Genomic DNA, 15,632 nt, shown 5'->3' on the forward strand with positions numbered 1-15,632 from the left:
CGCACCGCCAGCGTTCATCGGGAATAAACCCCGAATTGATCCGGGGAAACTTCATTTAGCCTGCTGCCGGCAACTGCCGAAAGGAGCGAAAAGGTAAGTGCATCGCGAAGCCGACGCGGTTAAACCGAGCAAAGGTTCACCCGGTCGATCAGCTTTTATTGCCGTAGATTCAGATTGCTTGGTCTTGTTTTTCGATAGTCACCACAATCGATTTTTGTTGGCCGCTCGCGCTGGTCTGAGTGATCACGACTTGCAGTGGCAACTGCGCCGCGCCGGCGCTGTCGGTACTGAAGCTTAACGATTGGCTATTAAAACTCAGCCAAGAAGGTAACGGCTCGCCATTACCCATTTTCGCCGAAACCGTACTGTCTCCGGCCGTTGTAGGCAGTGTTCCGGCTGGCAGGGCAAAACTGAACCCACTGGCGTAATCATTAACCTCAACGTTGGCAACGATCTGCATCTGCCCTCCCGCTACCAGGGTTTGGGACGCCAATAAGTGCACGGTATTGCCTGATTGCGACGGCCCGGTACCACCCGTCGTCAAGCCGGTGGCGCTACTACCACCGCCATTGATCCCCGAGTCGGCGATATTAAATTGTACGGTCCGGTTGCTATCGGCACCGCGTAACGCAGAAAGCGCCAAGCCGCCGGTTTTGGCGCCGCTGTTGGAACCGTTGTTGCTCACGCCGCCGTTTCCGCCGCTGTCCGGTACTACGGTACCGGCGTCGACGGTATCGGTTGGCGTATTGCCGGCGGAGCTTTGTAGGATGGTGACCACTGGATTGCCGCCGGCTAGCGTGTAATTGCCGGCCAAGCCGCCATTTCCGCCGTCGCTCAAGGCCAAGGTTCCAAGATCGACCGGTTTATCGATACCGGCGCTACTATCTAACATTTGGCCAGCCCCGCTCAGCAGCAGAGTTTCATTGCCAACCAAAGTGCCTAAATTGAATACATTAGCGTTCACAAGGTTGCTGCCGTCGAACGCCCTCGAACCGGTTAAATGGATGACGTAAGGCAAAATTGTGCTGGTCGTGTTATCGCTGTAACTGATTGCGTAGTTGTTGCCACCATTGCCGTCGGAAACGCTAATACCGCTAACTCTCACGGTGCTACCGCCGCTGGCATTCTTATCGATGAATGTGTACACACCGCCGGATAAGCTGTCCGAGCCGAACAGTTGGCTAGCGCTACCGGCTTTGACGATTGGCGTGCCCGAGGCGGACGTGGTGCCGTCGTACGTTTTGATGATGTCGCCGGTGGTCAAAATCAGATTAGCTTGGCTGATGTCCGCTCTAAGATCTCCTCCTATCAAGGTGTAATTGCTGACCAAGCCGCCGTTGCTGCCGTCGGCCAAGGTCAAAGAGCCCAAGCTCACGCTTTTGCCGATGCCAACGTTTTTATCGCCGATGGAGCCCACGCCTGTGAGGGTTAAAGTCTCGCCACCGACCAGACTTCCGATGTGCAAATCCGTGGCGGCGACGACTGTGGTGCCGTCATAGCTCCTGCCGCCACTCAGGTTCACAACAAACGGGCTGATAGTGCTGGTTGTGTTATTCAGATAGGACACCGAATAATTATTGCCGGCATTGCCATCGTTCACGGTGACCCCGGCAACCGTGACGGTCTTGGTGCCGATACCGACATTTTTATCGGTGAAGGCAAACGTGCCGCCAATCAGGCTGTCGCTACCATAGAGTGTGCCGCTTGAGACCATGGCGGCGCCTATCGCCGACGTATTGCCATCGTAGGTTTTACTGACGTTTCCAGTGCTGACGGTCAAACTTGCCGTAGTGAGGGTCGCGTTATGTGTGCCGCCCGTTAGCGTGTAGTTGCTAGCCAAACCACCGTTGCTGCCGTCGGCCAGCGCTAGGCTGCCCAGCGTCACGGATTTACCGACCCCTACGTGTTTATCCGCTACCGTACCGGTACCGCTTAGGTTCAAGGTTTCGGTTCCAAGCAGCGCACTCATGGCAAAAATATTGGCAGCCACATCGGCACTGCCGTCGTAGCTGCGATTGCCTGTCAAACTGACTGTGTAAGCCGTAATATTCGCACTAAGCGTACCGCCAACCAAGGTGTAATTGCTGGCCAGACCGCCGTTGCCGCCATCATTCAAGGCCAAAGAGCCTAGCGAAAGCGTTTTACCGGTGCCGACATTTTTATCGGCGACCGTTCCGGCACCGCTCAGGCCCAGGGTTTCGCTACCGACCAGGGCAGAGGTCGCCAAACTAGCGGCAATGATGGCGGTGGTGCCGTCGTAGGTACGACTGCCGGTCAGGTCGACGACGTAGGCTGTAATATCGGCAGCATGCGTGCCGCCCGTCAGCGTGTAGTTGCTGGCCAAACCGCCGTTGCTGCCGTCGGCCAGGGCCAAAGTCCCCAAGGTCACCGATTTGCCGGTGCCGACGTTTTTATCGGCGACCGTGCCGGTGCCGCTCACACTCAGGGTTTCGCTGCCAACCAAGCTGCCGGTGGAGAATATGCCCGCCGCCACGTTGCTCGAACCGTTATAGGCCCGGTTGCCGGTCAGGCTGACCACGAACGGCGTGATGGTGCTGCTGGTGTTATTGGCGTAACTGATCGAATAGTTGGCGCCGCTGTTGCCGTCGCTGACGGTCACGCCGCTGACGCTCACCGTCTTGTTGCCGCTGCCGACGTTTTTGTTGGTGAAAGCGAATGTCCCACCGCTCAGACTATCGCTGCCGTACAGCGTACCGCCGGTCAGCGTGGCGGTGCCGGCCGCACTGGTGCCGCCGTCGTATGCCTTGCTGACGTCGCTGGTGCTGACGGTCAAGCCGGCGGCTGAAATATCGGCGGTATGCGTGCCGCCGGTCAGCGTGTAGTTACTGGCCAAACCGCCGTTGCTGCCGTCGGCCAGGGCCAAAGTCCCCAAGGTCACCGCTTTGCCGGTGCCGACGTTTTTATCGGCGACCGTGCCGGTGCCGCTCACACTCAGGGTTTCGCTGCCAACCAAGCTGCCGGTGGAGAATATGCCCGCCGCCACGTTGCTCGAACCGTTATAGGCCCGGTTGCCGGTCAGGCTGACCACGAACGGCGTGATGGTGCTGCTGGTGTTATTGGCGTAACTGATCGAATAGTTGGCGCCGCTGTTGCCGTCGCTGACGGTCACGCCGCTGACGCTCACCGTCTTGTTGCCGCTGCCGACGTTTTTGTTGGTGAAAGCGAATGTCCCACCGCTCAGACTATCGCTGCCGTACAGCGTACCGCCGGTCAGCGTGGCGGTGCCGGCCGCACTGGTGCCGCCGTCGTATGCCTTGCTGACGTCGCTGGTGCTGACGGTCAAGCCGGCGGCTGAAATATCGGCGGTATGCGTGCCGCCGGTCAGCGTGTAGTTACTGGCCAAACCGCCGTTGCTGCCGTCGGCCAGGGCCAAAGTCCCCAAGGTCACCGCTTTGCCGGTGCCGACGTTTTTATCGGCGACCGTGCCGGTGCCGCTCACACTCAGGGTTTCGCTGCCAACCAAGCTGCCGGTGGAGAATATGCCCGCCGCCACGTTGCTCGAACCGTTATAGGCCCGGTTGCCGGTCAGGCTGACCACGAACGGCGTGATGGTGCTGCTGGTGTTATTGGCGTAACTGATCGAATAGTTGGCGCCGCTGTTGCCGTCGCTGACGGTCACGCCGCTGACGCTCACCGTCTTGTTGCCGGCGCCGACGTTTTTGTCGGTGAAAGCGAATGTCCCACCGCTCAGACTATCGCTGCCGTACAGCGTACCGCCGGTCAGCGTGGCGGTCCCGGCCGCACTGGTGCCGCCGTCGTATGCCTTGCTGACGTCGCTGGTGCTGACGGTCAAGCCGGCGGCTGAAATATCGGCGGTATGCGTGCCGCCGGTCAGCGTGTAGTTACTGGCCAAACCGCCGTTGCTGCCGTCGGCCAGGGCCAAAGTCCCCAAGGTCACCGCTTTGCCGGTGCCGACGTTTTTATCGGCGACCGTGCCGGTGCCGCTCACACTCAGGGTTTCGCTGCCAACCAAGCTGCCGGTGGAGAATATGCCCGCCGCCACGTTGCTCGAACCGTTATAGGCCCGGTTGCCGGTCAGGCTGACGACATAAGGTGTGATGGTCAAAGTGCCGTTGACGTAGCTGAAATCGTAGTTGCTCGCGGTATAGCCGCTCGCGGTAAAGGTGTAGCTACCCGCGTTGGTGGCGCCTTGCGAGGTGCCGCCGTAACTGACACTGCCGCCCAATACGCTTGATGTTTCGCTGTTAACGAAGCCGGTAATATTGACGCCATGGCCACCGCTATAGCCCAAGCCGTTGTAGGCGCGGCTGTCGTCACTGGCGGTCACGGTCAGCGTTTTTTTGTTGACCGTTAAGGTTCCGCTGGCGCCCCCGGTGCCTATCGTTGTCGAATAACCGGCCCCGCCGCTGATCGCAGCCGAACCCACCGCGCCGTTGACGTTATAGCTGCCGACCGCACGGCCGGTGCCGGCCGTGCCGCCGACAATGCTAAAACTCGGCGTGCCGCTTAAACCCGCAACGGTGGCCGAGTCCGTCACGCCGTCGTCGTTGACGTAGCCCGAAAATGCGCTGCTCGCGCTAGGGTCGGCGTCGCCGTAGGTTTTACTGATGTTGCCGACGTCGACGCTCAAGCTCGGCTGGTAGTCATAGATCAGGTGATTGCCCGCGACGATTGTTGCAGGCGCGTTACCGTCGTAAGTTTTGTTGTATAGCCTGGGGAGCGCCGAACCCGCCACCCCGGTCAGGCCGCCCTCGGTCGAGCCCGATGGGCTGTGCATGTACACCAACCAGCGTCCGTTTCCCGCAGAGAGTACATTGCTACCCACATTGTTGATCAGCTCGCCGCCGCTGGCGGCCGCCAAAACCAGCGCATCCCCGCTGCCGTTGGCGGTCAAACCTGCACCGCTGTTCAAAACGATATTCTTGCTGCCGCTCGCGCCGCCGGTGCCGCGATGGATAATACTGATCGTATCGGCCAATAATTGTCCCGCCAACGTGATATTGCCGCTGTCGTCTTCGGTGTTGCCGGTGCCGTCGCGCAATTCCATGGTGATGGAACCGGTGCCGGCGTTGATCGTAACACCGTTGGCAACTTCGATGACGGCATTACCGGCCGCACGATCAGCGTCGACCACGCCGTTGGCGGCCAAATCGTTGGCATGCAAGACCAAATTGCCGCCGTCGGTGGTGATGCCGGCATTGAGGTAAATGCTGCGTCCCGCCTCCAATTTCAGGGTCGCTGACGAACTAAATAGCCCGGCGACATTGAGCGCACTGTTAACGGTGATGTCGTTGCTGGCTTGTAGCGTGACGTTGGTACCCCAGCCGAGTAGATTGGTCAAAACGTCCGGGGCTATGGCCATGTCTTTGCCGACCGCCATCCCATAAGTAATGCGACTCGGATCGGTGGCGCCCGAGGTGACCCGGCCGGTGTTCTCGTTGGCGAAGCTGACCACAAAGGTATCGCCGTGGTCGTAGGCAAAGCCGGGCAGCAGGCTAAAATAGTTGGTGCCGGCATATTGATAGTAATCCACCCAAGGGCCACCGGTATCGAAGCTGATGCCGCTGTTCGCCGTGGTGCCGACAACGCTGTTCGCGTCCGAAACCTCACCGAAGATACCGTAGAAGGCATCGCCGTAGGTCACGGCGCCGGCGTTCGCCAATGCGCCGTTGCGCCAATCGGTATCCATGACCAGATAGTCGTAGTAATAGGTATTGTAGTTAACGGTTAATCTAACTTGGTTCAGGCCTACGTCCTGATTGCTGTAACTACCGATCAAGCTGTTGCTGGCCGACACCGCGCCGGCGACGCCGATGCTGGCGCGCGCCCAGGATAACGCCCCGGCATCCGCAGCGGAACCGTTATGCCAGTGCCGGCTACCGACCAAATAAGATACGCCCAAGTCTATGATCCCGTCGCTACCGACCTGGTCGCCAGCCTGGCTGCCGACCAAGCTGTTACCGATCCCGACCACCGCGCCTTGGCTGCTCTCGCCATAAGCGAAACCGGTTTTTTCCGCGACCCAGGTCACCGCGCCGGCATCGGCGTTGGCGCCGCTGTGCCAATGCGGACTTAACACCAGATAGTTATAACTCGAGACGCCGTTGATAGGATCGTAACCGTTCGTCAAAACCGTGACGCCGCCGCTGCCGACCTGGTCGCCGGACGTGCCGCCTATCAAGCTGTTGCTGCCACTCACCGCCCCTAAAACGCCGGTCAGGCGACTGCCCCAGGTCACTGCACCCAACTGGGTGTCGGTGCCGTTACCCCAGTTCGGGCTGATGACCACGTAGCCGACCCGTGTCGCGTTGTTATATTCCGCCGGCAGTGCGACCACGCCGCCGCTGCCGACCCGGTCGTTGGCGTGAGTGCCGACCAAACTGTTGGCCGCGCTGGCGTTACCGGTCAACGGAGAGGCAGCGCCGGCCGTCGTGGTGACGCTGCCCCAGGTCACCGCACCGGCGTCAGCGGTTGCGCCGTTGTCCCAATAGGGACTCGCAATCGAGTAGTAATCCAGATGGTATTGTTTCTGACCTGCGCCACTACCCGTGGTCCAGTCGTACGGCAACAGCGTGAGGCCGCCACTACCGATTTGATCGCCTGCGCTGCCGCCGATCAAGCTGTTGGCTGAGCTAATACTGCCGGTGATACCGGTAGCCGCGGCAGTTTTGGTGACGGCCCCAACGTTCGTGTTGCCGCCGTCGCTCCAATTCGGACTGGCGACCAAATAATACGCTGTGCGGGTGCCGGACCAGGAGCTCCCGTTGTAGGTCAGCGTCGTGTATTGGCCGGCCTTGACACCTCCGCTGCCGACTTGGTCGCCGGCGGTATCGCCGACCAAGCTGTTGCCGGAACTGACAGTGCCTTGAATGCCGCTAGCTTCGGCGCCCATCGTGACCGCCCCGCGGTCGCTGTCCCAATGCGGACTGATCACACTGTAGTAGTAGGTATAGGACCAGCTATCCGCGGTGTCGACACCGTTATAAGTTGCCACGACCCCACCGCTGCCGACCCTGTCATTGGCATGGCTGCCGATCAAGCTGTTGCTGCTGCTGATCGCGCCGCTGACGCCGCCACCAAAACTACCCCAACTGGCAGCGCCGGCATCGGCATTACCGACATTATCCCAGGTAGGGGTTAGAACCACGTAATCGGCCACGCCCACATCGATAATATTATCCGCATCGCTGCCGACACCGTCGTTGGCGGTACTGCCGACCAGGCTGTTTCCCGCGCCGACCGCGCCGCTGACGCCGCTCGTTTTGCTACCCCAAGTGACCGCGCCGGCATCGGTGGCTCCACCGTTATCCCAATCCGGGCTCAACACTAAGTAATAACCGCTTTTCAGCAAAATCCCACCGCCGCCGACATGATCGTTTGCGGTCGAGCCAACCAAACTATTGGCCGAGCCCAAAGTCCCGGTCTTGGTGGCGGTGGCGTCCCAGAAGGTGACCGCGCCGGCGCTACTGTTCCAGAGCGGGCTAAGGACCACATAGCCGGGGTCTTGCCCAAGGTTGGTGACGCCACCGCTGCCAACTTGGTCGCCTGCATGACTGCCGACCAAGCTATTGCCGCTACCAATGACGCCGGAAATTCCGCCGTTATTGGTACTGGTTTCAGTGGGAATGTTGTTTAACGGATTGCCCAGGTAATCGGTCGTGCTGGTCGTTCCAAAGGTGATAGTACGCCCGTCCCCCCAGGTGATCGCGCCGGCATCGGCGGTTGAACCGCCATTATTGAAGTGCGGGCTGAGAATCAGATAATAGGGATGAGTCGAGGTGTAGCCAGTGTTCGGATTGCGGCTGGTGTAATGACTGAGAATCTGGATGCCGCCACTGCCGACCAAATCGCCGGCGGTCGCGCCGACCAGACTGTTGGCGGACGATACCGCGAAACCGGTCGTCGCCCCGCCTGACGCATAACCGGTTGCGGCATTGAGCCAGGTGACCGCACCTTTATCGCCGTCCCAATGCGGGCTGGCGACCACATACGCGGCGTCGGTACGGTAAGTGTTGACGTGGCCGTGTGGCGGGGTATCGCTGGGTTGACTGGTGTAGTTGGTACTGTTGCTGTAATAAAGCACTTTGATGTCGCCGCTACCGATCTGGTCGTTGGCATTGCCGCCGACCAAACTGTTCGCCGAAGAAACGGTGCCGGTCAATGCGGCCAAACCACTGGCCCACGTGACCGCACCGGCGTCCGCGCTGGCGCCGTTCTGCCAGTGCGGGCTGGCTATCGCGAAATAATTGCGGTAATACTCGGTGGCAGTAATCAACGCGCCGCTACTGTTGTAGTCATGAAACTCGGTGACGAATTGCGTAATGCCGCTGCTGCCGATTCGGTCTCCAGACGCCGCACCGACCAGGCTGTTGGTGGATGAAATGACACCGGATATTCCGCTCAACGCACTACCCATCGTGACCGCACCGGTATTGCCATTCCATTGCGGGTTCAAGACTAAATATTTCAGGTAGCCGTTGTCGTTGCTCCAAGTGTGACCGGTCGCGCCGTAATAATTATCGACCAACACGATACTGCCGCTGCCCACGGCATCGCTTGCCGAGCTGCCGACCAAACTGTTGGCTGACGATACGGTGCCGCTTAATCCCGTGGTACCGCTTGACCAGGTCACCGCCCCCTTGCCGCCGTCCCAATGCGGACTGGAAATTAAAAAGTTGCCCAGCGAACTGAACGAGACGTTGACGTTGGTATTGGTGTTTTGGCTAACCAGCTGGGTGATCCCACCACTGCCGAGGCGATCATCGGCGTGGCTACCGGTGACGGTCGCGATCAGCGCCCCGGACCAGCCGTTGTACAAATAAACCGCGCCGGCATCCTGGCCGCCGAAGTCGTCATAGGGATTCGTGACCGCCACGTTGGTGCTCCACAGTACCGACGTGCCGGTGCCGAAGCCGGATGTGACGCCCAGTGTGTTGGTCGGATTGGGGTCTTCGAAATCGAATTGCGGGTACTGGCCGCTGCTGTCGATGGTGATGTTGCGCGGGTCGAGTAATAGACTGCCGTTGCGACCCTGACTGGCCAAGGTGGTAACAGTTCCGCCAAACAGCAGGGCCTCGTGAGACGAGACTTCCACGGTACCGCCGTCGCCGCCCGCCGAACCACCCTTGGCGGAGATCGTGCCGTAAAAATCGGTTTGCTGATCCGACCAAACCACGACCTCGCCGCCGTTGCCTATATCAATGGCGTCGGCTTGCAGTTGGGTGAAGGGATTGATTCGGGTTATCGCGGCATTGCGAACCGCCGTGTCATTGCCGTGAAAACCGCCGCCGATACTGATTTTGCCGCCACCCTTGGCACCGTTGGCGGTGATCGTCGCAGCGGCCAACGTAAGGTCTTTGCCGCCGGTGACGGTGATATTGCCACCGCGTCCGGCAACGCCGCCGGCATCCAGGGTGGCGGAACTGAATACGCCGCCTTGGCCACCCGCGGTCACAGCGATATCGCCGCCGTTTTGGCTTCCCTTAGTAGATAGTTTCGCGGACGCGGTCTGGATGACTCGGCTGTCGGCGGCAATCGTGATTCGGCCGCCGTCAGAGACGGTACCTTCGGCGCTGAGCGTTCCGGTTTGCAGCACGCGGTCGCCAGTCAGGCGAATATCCCCGCCGCTATCACCGTCGGCGCGGACGGTGCCGGTGTCGACGATCAGCCGGCCGTGCTCGACGACATTGCCGCCTTGAGTATTCTCGGCGGCGGACACGTCCAGTGTGCCGCTATTACGGACTTCGTCGCCGATCAGTTCTATCGAACCGCCGCGATTAACCAGGGATTTGGCTTCAATCACGCCGCTGTTATTAATCGCGGCGCCGCGTAATTGGTCGGCGGCACTAGCGGTCATGATGACCCGGCCGCCATCGGCGCGGATCAACTGTTTGTTCTCGATCAGCGAATTGACGGTGGCTGGATCGACCTGAACGTTGACCAGTTTACCTTCGTCTAATTCCAGTTTTACGCCATCGCCGCCGGCTAGCGCCACCGTGCCCAAACGGGCCTGGACCACACCTTCGTTGCTGACGTTGGGGGCCAGCAAGGCCACGTATCCGCCGTCCTTGGCACGGATGTCGCCCTGATTGACGACGCCGGCGTTGCTGCCCTCGCGCTTGAAATGGTAGTTGCCGGCACGGAAATCCGCATCGCTGATGTTCATCGTCGACGCCGCCATCGCGCCAACATCGACTTGAGCGCCCTTGGCAAACAGCACGCCGTTGGGATTCACCAGAAACACCTGACCGTTGGCGGTCAATCGGCCGGCAATGACCGATGCTTCGCCGGCTGCTACGCGGTTCAGCGCGATCGCGCTGGCGTTGGGCTGTTGATAATCCACGTGGGCATTGGCACCGATGTTGTAGCTCTGCCAGTTGATGATGGCTTTATCACTGCCTTGGACGACATCCATCCGTGCGCCATCTTGGTGGATTTGGGCCTGTCCCGACGCCACCTGGCCGCCGCTAGGCAGCGCATTGCCGGCCAATTCGGCCAAGGCCGGCTGCCAAGCACCAGCCAAGGCGATCTGTATCGCCAGCACCAGCGGATGACGGTTGAAGTGTGGCGTGCGACTTTGGTTAGCATATCGGTTCATAAGACTGTCCTCTCGAATCAGTGCGGTTATTCGGTGCTTACGGCGGCTTTACGCTCCAATAGGCAGGCAAAATTGCTCAACGACGCCAAGTGCAGATAGATCAATCCTAACCAGCCGGCTTGGAACAGGCTGTCCAACGCATCGCGGCCGATTTTTTGGAAGCGCGCCTCGTCCACGATCCAAAGGCCGGATAAGGAGTAACGCTCGCCGCTCGGTGATACCGCATCGGCGCGACGCTCAGTTAAGAGGTCCAATTCGTGCAAGGTGGCGGCGAATTGCGCGGTCCGCTGCGATTCGGCGTGGAACTCGCGCAAAAAGGCGATGATTTGTTGCAGGTAAGCTGACGGTGCGCCGTCGACCAGCAAAGGCTCGCCGGCCGTTTCGTTAAAACGCGGGCAAGTGTCGTCAAAACAGACGACCAATTGCTTGTCTTCGGCCTGTTCGGCAGGTACGAACGGGTATCGGCGGACGAAGGCTGGTATGTAATGTCCGGTCCAACGGCCAGCAGCGTTGACGAACAGGTTTTCGCCGTCGTTCAAGCCCAGCACTACCACCGGAACGAAGTGGCCGTCGCCGGCTTTGGCGAAGGCGATCGGGTATTCCTTGCCGGCTTCGCTGAATTCGGGACCAATCAGCGGCACCGAGTTACTGACGCGCGCGTAACTGACGTCTTCGGACGGCGCGATATGCAACCGGCCGTGAGCGGCTGGGTTCAAACTGACGATGCGTTTATAAAACAGCAATTGGTTATCCACAGTGGTATCGCCGATTGAGTGGGTGGAAAAATGGCGTCAAAAGACTTTTAAAACGCTTTGCTCAGGCTGACCCAAAAATGAGGCGTTTTGTAAGTGCCGTCCGAGTCGTTGCCGTCTGCCGAACGGGCTGGGTTGGCGCCTATGCGTTGGGCAACGCTGCCGCGGATGACGAAATTACCGGGTACCACCCAGTTGATTCCGAAGCCGCCGCCGCTGAGCGTGTAATGATTAGGCCCGCCTTCGGTGGCATTCGGCCAGAGGTCGTTGTGCAGCGTGATGCCGCCGTGATCGATGAAGCCGACCAATTCGACATGCTCGTAAACTTCGTAGCGTAGTTCAAAATTCATCAGATAGCCTTCGTCGCCCAGGGCTTCGTTGACTGGATAAGCTCTGATGCCGAAAGGCCCGCCCAGACTGAATTTTTCGGAAGAATCCAGATTTTTCGTGGCCAGTTGTCCACTGACGCCGGCATAGAAGCGCAATTTGTCGGTCAGGCTTTGTAGACGGGAGGCGTTAAGCGAGAACTTTTGATAGGCGCCGCCGGCGCGGGCCGTGGCCCGGTTTTGAGTCTGGTCGGTCAAGCTTCCCGACAAATCCAGGTTGCCCGCCACCATTGTTGCGCCGAATAGCGTGACCGCGCCGCCTAGCAAGTCGTCCTGATGATCGCCGCTCAGACCGATGTAGCCGCTTTGTACCTCTTTATCGCTGACCACGCTCCCGAGGCTGGTGTTGTAATAGTGGCGATCGTCGAAACCGCTGGCCACGTAAAGATTAGTGCTCACCCCGCGAAGCAAGGGATAGGTGGCGAAGGTACCGCCGGTCCAGGCCGAACCTTGAGCGTCCAATGACTGAAAGGGTTCACCCAGGGTGTAGTCCAGCGCGGACGCGGCCAGACCAATCCGCAGCCCGGAGTAGCCTACCGGCAGCGAATAGGCAATTCTGCCGTAAACGTTACCGCTGCCGCCTTGAACCCGTAACGAGGCCAGATCGCCGAGGCGCAACGGATTATTCAGATTTAGCGATCCGCCGAATTGGTTCATGCCGACTGAGCGCACGCCGGTATTGCTGTAATCCACGGAGCCGCTGATTAAGTTGCTGGGATCGATTTTCAGCAGCAGGTCGGATTCGCCGGCTCTAGCACCGGCCTTCAGAGTGGAAGAAACCGTGCCGCCGGTCAGATCGTTCAACAGCAGGATGCCGCGTTGCATATCGGCCAATCGCAAAGCCTCCCCTGTGGGCTGAGCCGCCAACATGGTTTGTCGGGGAATATCGTTTCGGTAGACGGCGGCCGGGTCGTCGACCTCCACTTTGCCTAATTTCGCTTCGCGGATCAGGATTTCGACGATGCCGTCGCGAATTTGCTGAGCGGGCAATACCGCGCGGGCAAAAAAGCCACGTTGCTGGTAATACTCTGCTATATCGCGAGTGATCTTGCGCAGTTCGGCCAAGCTTAAGTCCTTGCCGATGTGGTCTTTCAGAAACGCCTGTAGTTCGGCTTCGCCGATCAACTCGGCGCCGCTGATTTTCCATCCCTTAACTTGAATACGGATGTCGCCTTCACCGGCAGGCGCCGGTTGCTCCGTGATTTCGAACGGGACGTTCGAATCACCCGGCAAAATCGGTTCGGGTTTGATATTTCGTAGAATCGACCCCGCCTCGGGAACCACTTCAGCGGCTTGACCGGGAACCGGACAACTGATTAGGAAAGCTAAGGCAGCGGCGCTGAGCCGAATCCGGATGAGTTTGCGATTTCGAAGGGTCGGTTGCATACGATTCCAATTGCTGACATGAATGGAAATGGTCGCCTGTCCGCTTTTTGTCTTAAGGCCGCTAGGTCAGTTATGACTAACGCGGCCCGTCTGGTGGTTACTCGATGCGGATTAGCGTGCTCAGACAAAATAGCTGCTCGATCATAACCGTTCAGCTCAGTTGCCGCAAAGGATAGTTTCCGACAGACCACAAGAACGGTATGGAAATAATATAGTCGATTTAAAATGAGTCGAACGCAAAAATTTGCCTAACTTTAATTCAAGCGCGTTAATTAGGTTTCTAGTTTGAGCAAACCGCGGCTTTTCGCGCTGTGACCGACTATATTGTCAACTTCTCTAATATGCGGCGCTTGTCATTAGCCATGGGCTTACCTGCCGCCCTGTGGCTAGGAAATGAAAATAGCAGCCCAACGACCTATCTCGGTGTCCGAAAAAAGTCGCCCACTACAACCGGACCTTGATGATCGTCACCGCCGCGAAATCCGGAACCCCGTTACCGGAATGGATTAACTGCGAGGTCTGACGGATGCCGCCACCGCGACACATGAAATGCCTTAACGGGTTACCAGACACCCTTGCAAAAACAAGCTGACAGACTGACGCACCCAAACGTCTATCTCCGCTTCGTCGGGCGTCGGCTCCAAACCCAACTGTAAGCGCTGTAAGCGTTCGCCACGCACCGCACTGATGAATTGGTCGGCCAGGAAATACGGGTCCATATCTATCATTAAGCCGGCCTGTTGCTGGCGGATAAAAAACTGCGCTAACAATCCCAGCGTCCGGCGCGGTCCTTGTTCGTAAAATTGTGTCGCCAGATCAGGGAAACGAGGTGATTCGCCGATCAATATCGCCCGCATCCGCAATACATCCGGACGGGTAATCCGATACAAAAACTGCCGGGCAAAATTGGTCAACGCCTCTTCCAATTCGCAATCGTCGGACAGGCTACCGATAAATTGATCACTGCAACGCCGGATCAACGCGCCGAACAAGCCGGCTTTGCCGCCGAATTGGCTATAGATGGTGCGTAGCGATACCCGCGCATCGCGGGCGATGGTTTCCATACTCAGGTTTCCGTAACCGTTTTCAAGAAAAAGCTGTAAGGCCGCATCGAGTAATCGATCCCGGCTTTGCTGTTCATCGCCCTTACAGGGACGTCCACATTTAACCATGCTGTGTGATTCGCGAAATGAATTGACTTGGATAAAGATGATAACCTAGACTAAACGGTAATAGATATTACCATTTTTAGTTAAACGACGACTAAGGCAGTACACGGCAATGGCAAAAAACCCGCGCATGACGCTTGCAGACCAACAGACCCATTCATTGCCGGTAGCGGCTGATTTTGCAAGGCAAACCCATCGCCAAGCACAGCGACATGTGGTAAAGCTCGGCGTGGTCGGCATCGCCCTGCAACTGACTTTGGCTGGCTGTGGCGATGCCGGAGCCCCTGCCGGCGCAACAGCCGCGCCACCGCCGCCCAATGTAAAAATCGCGCAGCCCTTAAACCGCGAAACGACGGAATGGGACGAATACACCGGCCGGATCGAAGCGATCAACTCGGTGGACATCCGCGCCCGGGTCGGCGGTTATTTGGATACCGTTAATTTCACTGCCGGCGCCAAGGTCAAAAAAGGCGACTTGCTGTTTCAAATCGACCCTAAACCGCTAAAAGCCCAGCTTAATTATGCGCAAGCCGAACTGGAGCGCGCCAAAACCAAACGCGAGCTGGCGAAAAACGATTTGACCCGCGCCGAAAACCTGTTCAAAGCCAAAGCCATTTCCGCCGAAGAATACGACATGCGCACCAAAGGCTTGCGCGAAGCGGCGGCGGCGGTCGAATCGGCGGAAGCCAACGTCTACACCGCAAAATTAAACCTGGAATACACCGAAATCCGCGCGCCCATCAGCGGGCGGGTTGGCCGCGAGATGATCACCGCCGGCAATCTGGTCAAAGCCGACGACACCGTGCTGACCAATATTGTGTCCACTGATCCGGTTTACGTGTACGTCGATGCCGACGAACAATCGGTGTTGCGTTACCGCCGGCATGCCCAGCAACACGGCCAAAGCACCGCCGATCTAAAAGGTACGCCGGTACAACTGGCGGTGGCCGATGAAACCGATTTTCCACATCAAGGCAAACTGGACTACATCGCCCCGCGCGAGGATGCCGCCACCGGCACTCTGAGTTTGCGCGGCGTGTTCGCCAATCCGGACGAATTGCTCAGCCCCGGTTTTTTTGCGCGGTTGCGAGTGCAAGCCTCGGCATCGTACCCTGCCCTGTTAGTGCCCGACCGCGCCGTCGCCACCGATCAGGCGCAGCGGTTTGTCTGGGTCATCAACCAGGACAACCAAGCCGAGTACCGTCAAGTTACCCCAGGCTCGCGCATCGGCGAGATGCGGGTGATCCGCAGCGGCCTGCAAGCCGGTGACTGGGTGGTAGTAGAAGGCGTGCAAAAGCTCAAACCCGGCGCCAAAGTCAATCCGGAACGCATCGATTTGACCGCGCCGGGAGCACAATAA

General features: G+C 58.8%; 5 protein-coding genes. 1 reads left to right on the top strand and 4 read right to left on the bottom strand.

From position 1 onward, the window contains the following. Positions 1-169: 169 nt before the first annotated feature. From ACR02O_RS14220 to ACR02O_RS14235, 4 genes are all read right to left on the bottom strand, one after another. Positions 170-10,579 (bottom strand): YDG domain-containing protein, encoded by a 10,410-nt coding sequence (locus ACR02O_RS14220; protein ID WP_494521884.1) that lies wholly within the window; start codon positions 10,577-10,579, stop codon positions 170-172. Positions 10,580-10,605: 26 nt separating this feature from the next. Next, on the bottom strand, positions 10,606-11,334 hold the full coding sequence (locus ACR02O_RS14225) for a SapC family protein (protein ID WP_494521885.1): 729 nt from the start codon (positions 11,332-11,334) through the stop codon (positions 10,606-10,608). A gap of 47 nt (positions 11,335-11,381) precedes the next feature. Next, positions 11,382-13,103: a ShlB/FhaC/HecB family hemolysin secretion/activation protein gene (locus tag ACR02O_RS14230; protein WP_033156191.1), complete on the bottom strand. Its 1,722-nt coding sequence runs from the start codon at positions 13,101-13,103 to the stop codon at positions 11,382-11,384. A gap of 554 nt (positions 13,104-13,657) precedes the next feature. Further along, the gene (locus ACR02O_RS14235; RefSeq protein ID WP_033156190.1) at positions 13,658-14,275 is read right to left on the bottom strand and encodes a TetR/AcrR family transcriptional regulator; all 618 of its coding nucleotides are present in this window, start codon (positions 14,273-14,275) and stop codon (positions 13,658-13,660) included. Positions 14,276-14,384: 109 nt separating this feature from the next. Here ACR02O_RS14235 and ACR02O_RS14240 point away from each other — a divergent pair, with 109 nt between their 5' ends. Continuing rightward, the gene (locus ACR02O_RS14240) at positions 14,385-15,632 is read left to right on the top strand and encodes an efflux RND transporter periplasmic adaptor subunit (RefSeq protein WP_494521886.1); all 1,248 of its coding nucleotides are present in this window, start codon (positions 14,385-14,387) and stop codon (positions 15,630-15,632) included.

The sequence above is a fragment of the Methylomonas sp. PHL2-19 genome (genome assembly GCF_059331595.1).

What these genes read in the sequence shown, in the direction of transcription:
- ACR02O_RS14220 (WP_494521884.1), bottom strand. Translation starts at nt 10,579, where the DNA reads ATGAACCGATATGCTAACCAAAGTCGCACGCCACACTTCAACCGTCAT.
- ACR02O_RS14230 (WP_033156191.1), bottom strand. Translation starts at nt 13,103, where the DNA reads ATGCAACCGACCCTTCGAAATCGCAAACTCATCCGGATTCGGCTCAGC.
- ACR02O_RS14235 (WP_033156190.1), bottom strand. Translation starts at nt 14,275, where the DNA reads ATGGTTAAATGTGGACGTCCCTGTAAGGGCGATGAACAGCAAAGCCGG.
- ACR02O_RS14240 (WP_494521886.1), top strand. Translation starts at nt 14,385, where the DNA reads ATGGCAAAAAACCCGCGCATGACGCTTGCAGACCAACAGACCCATTCA.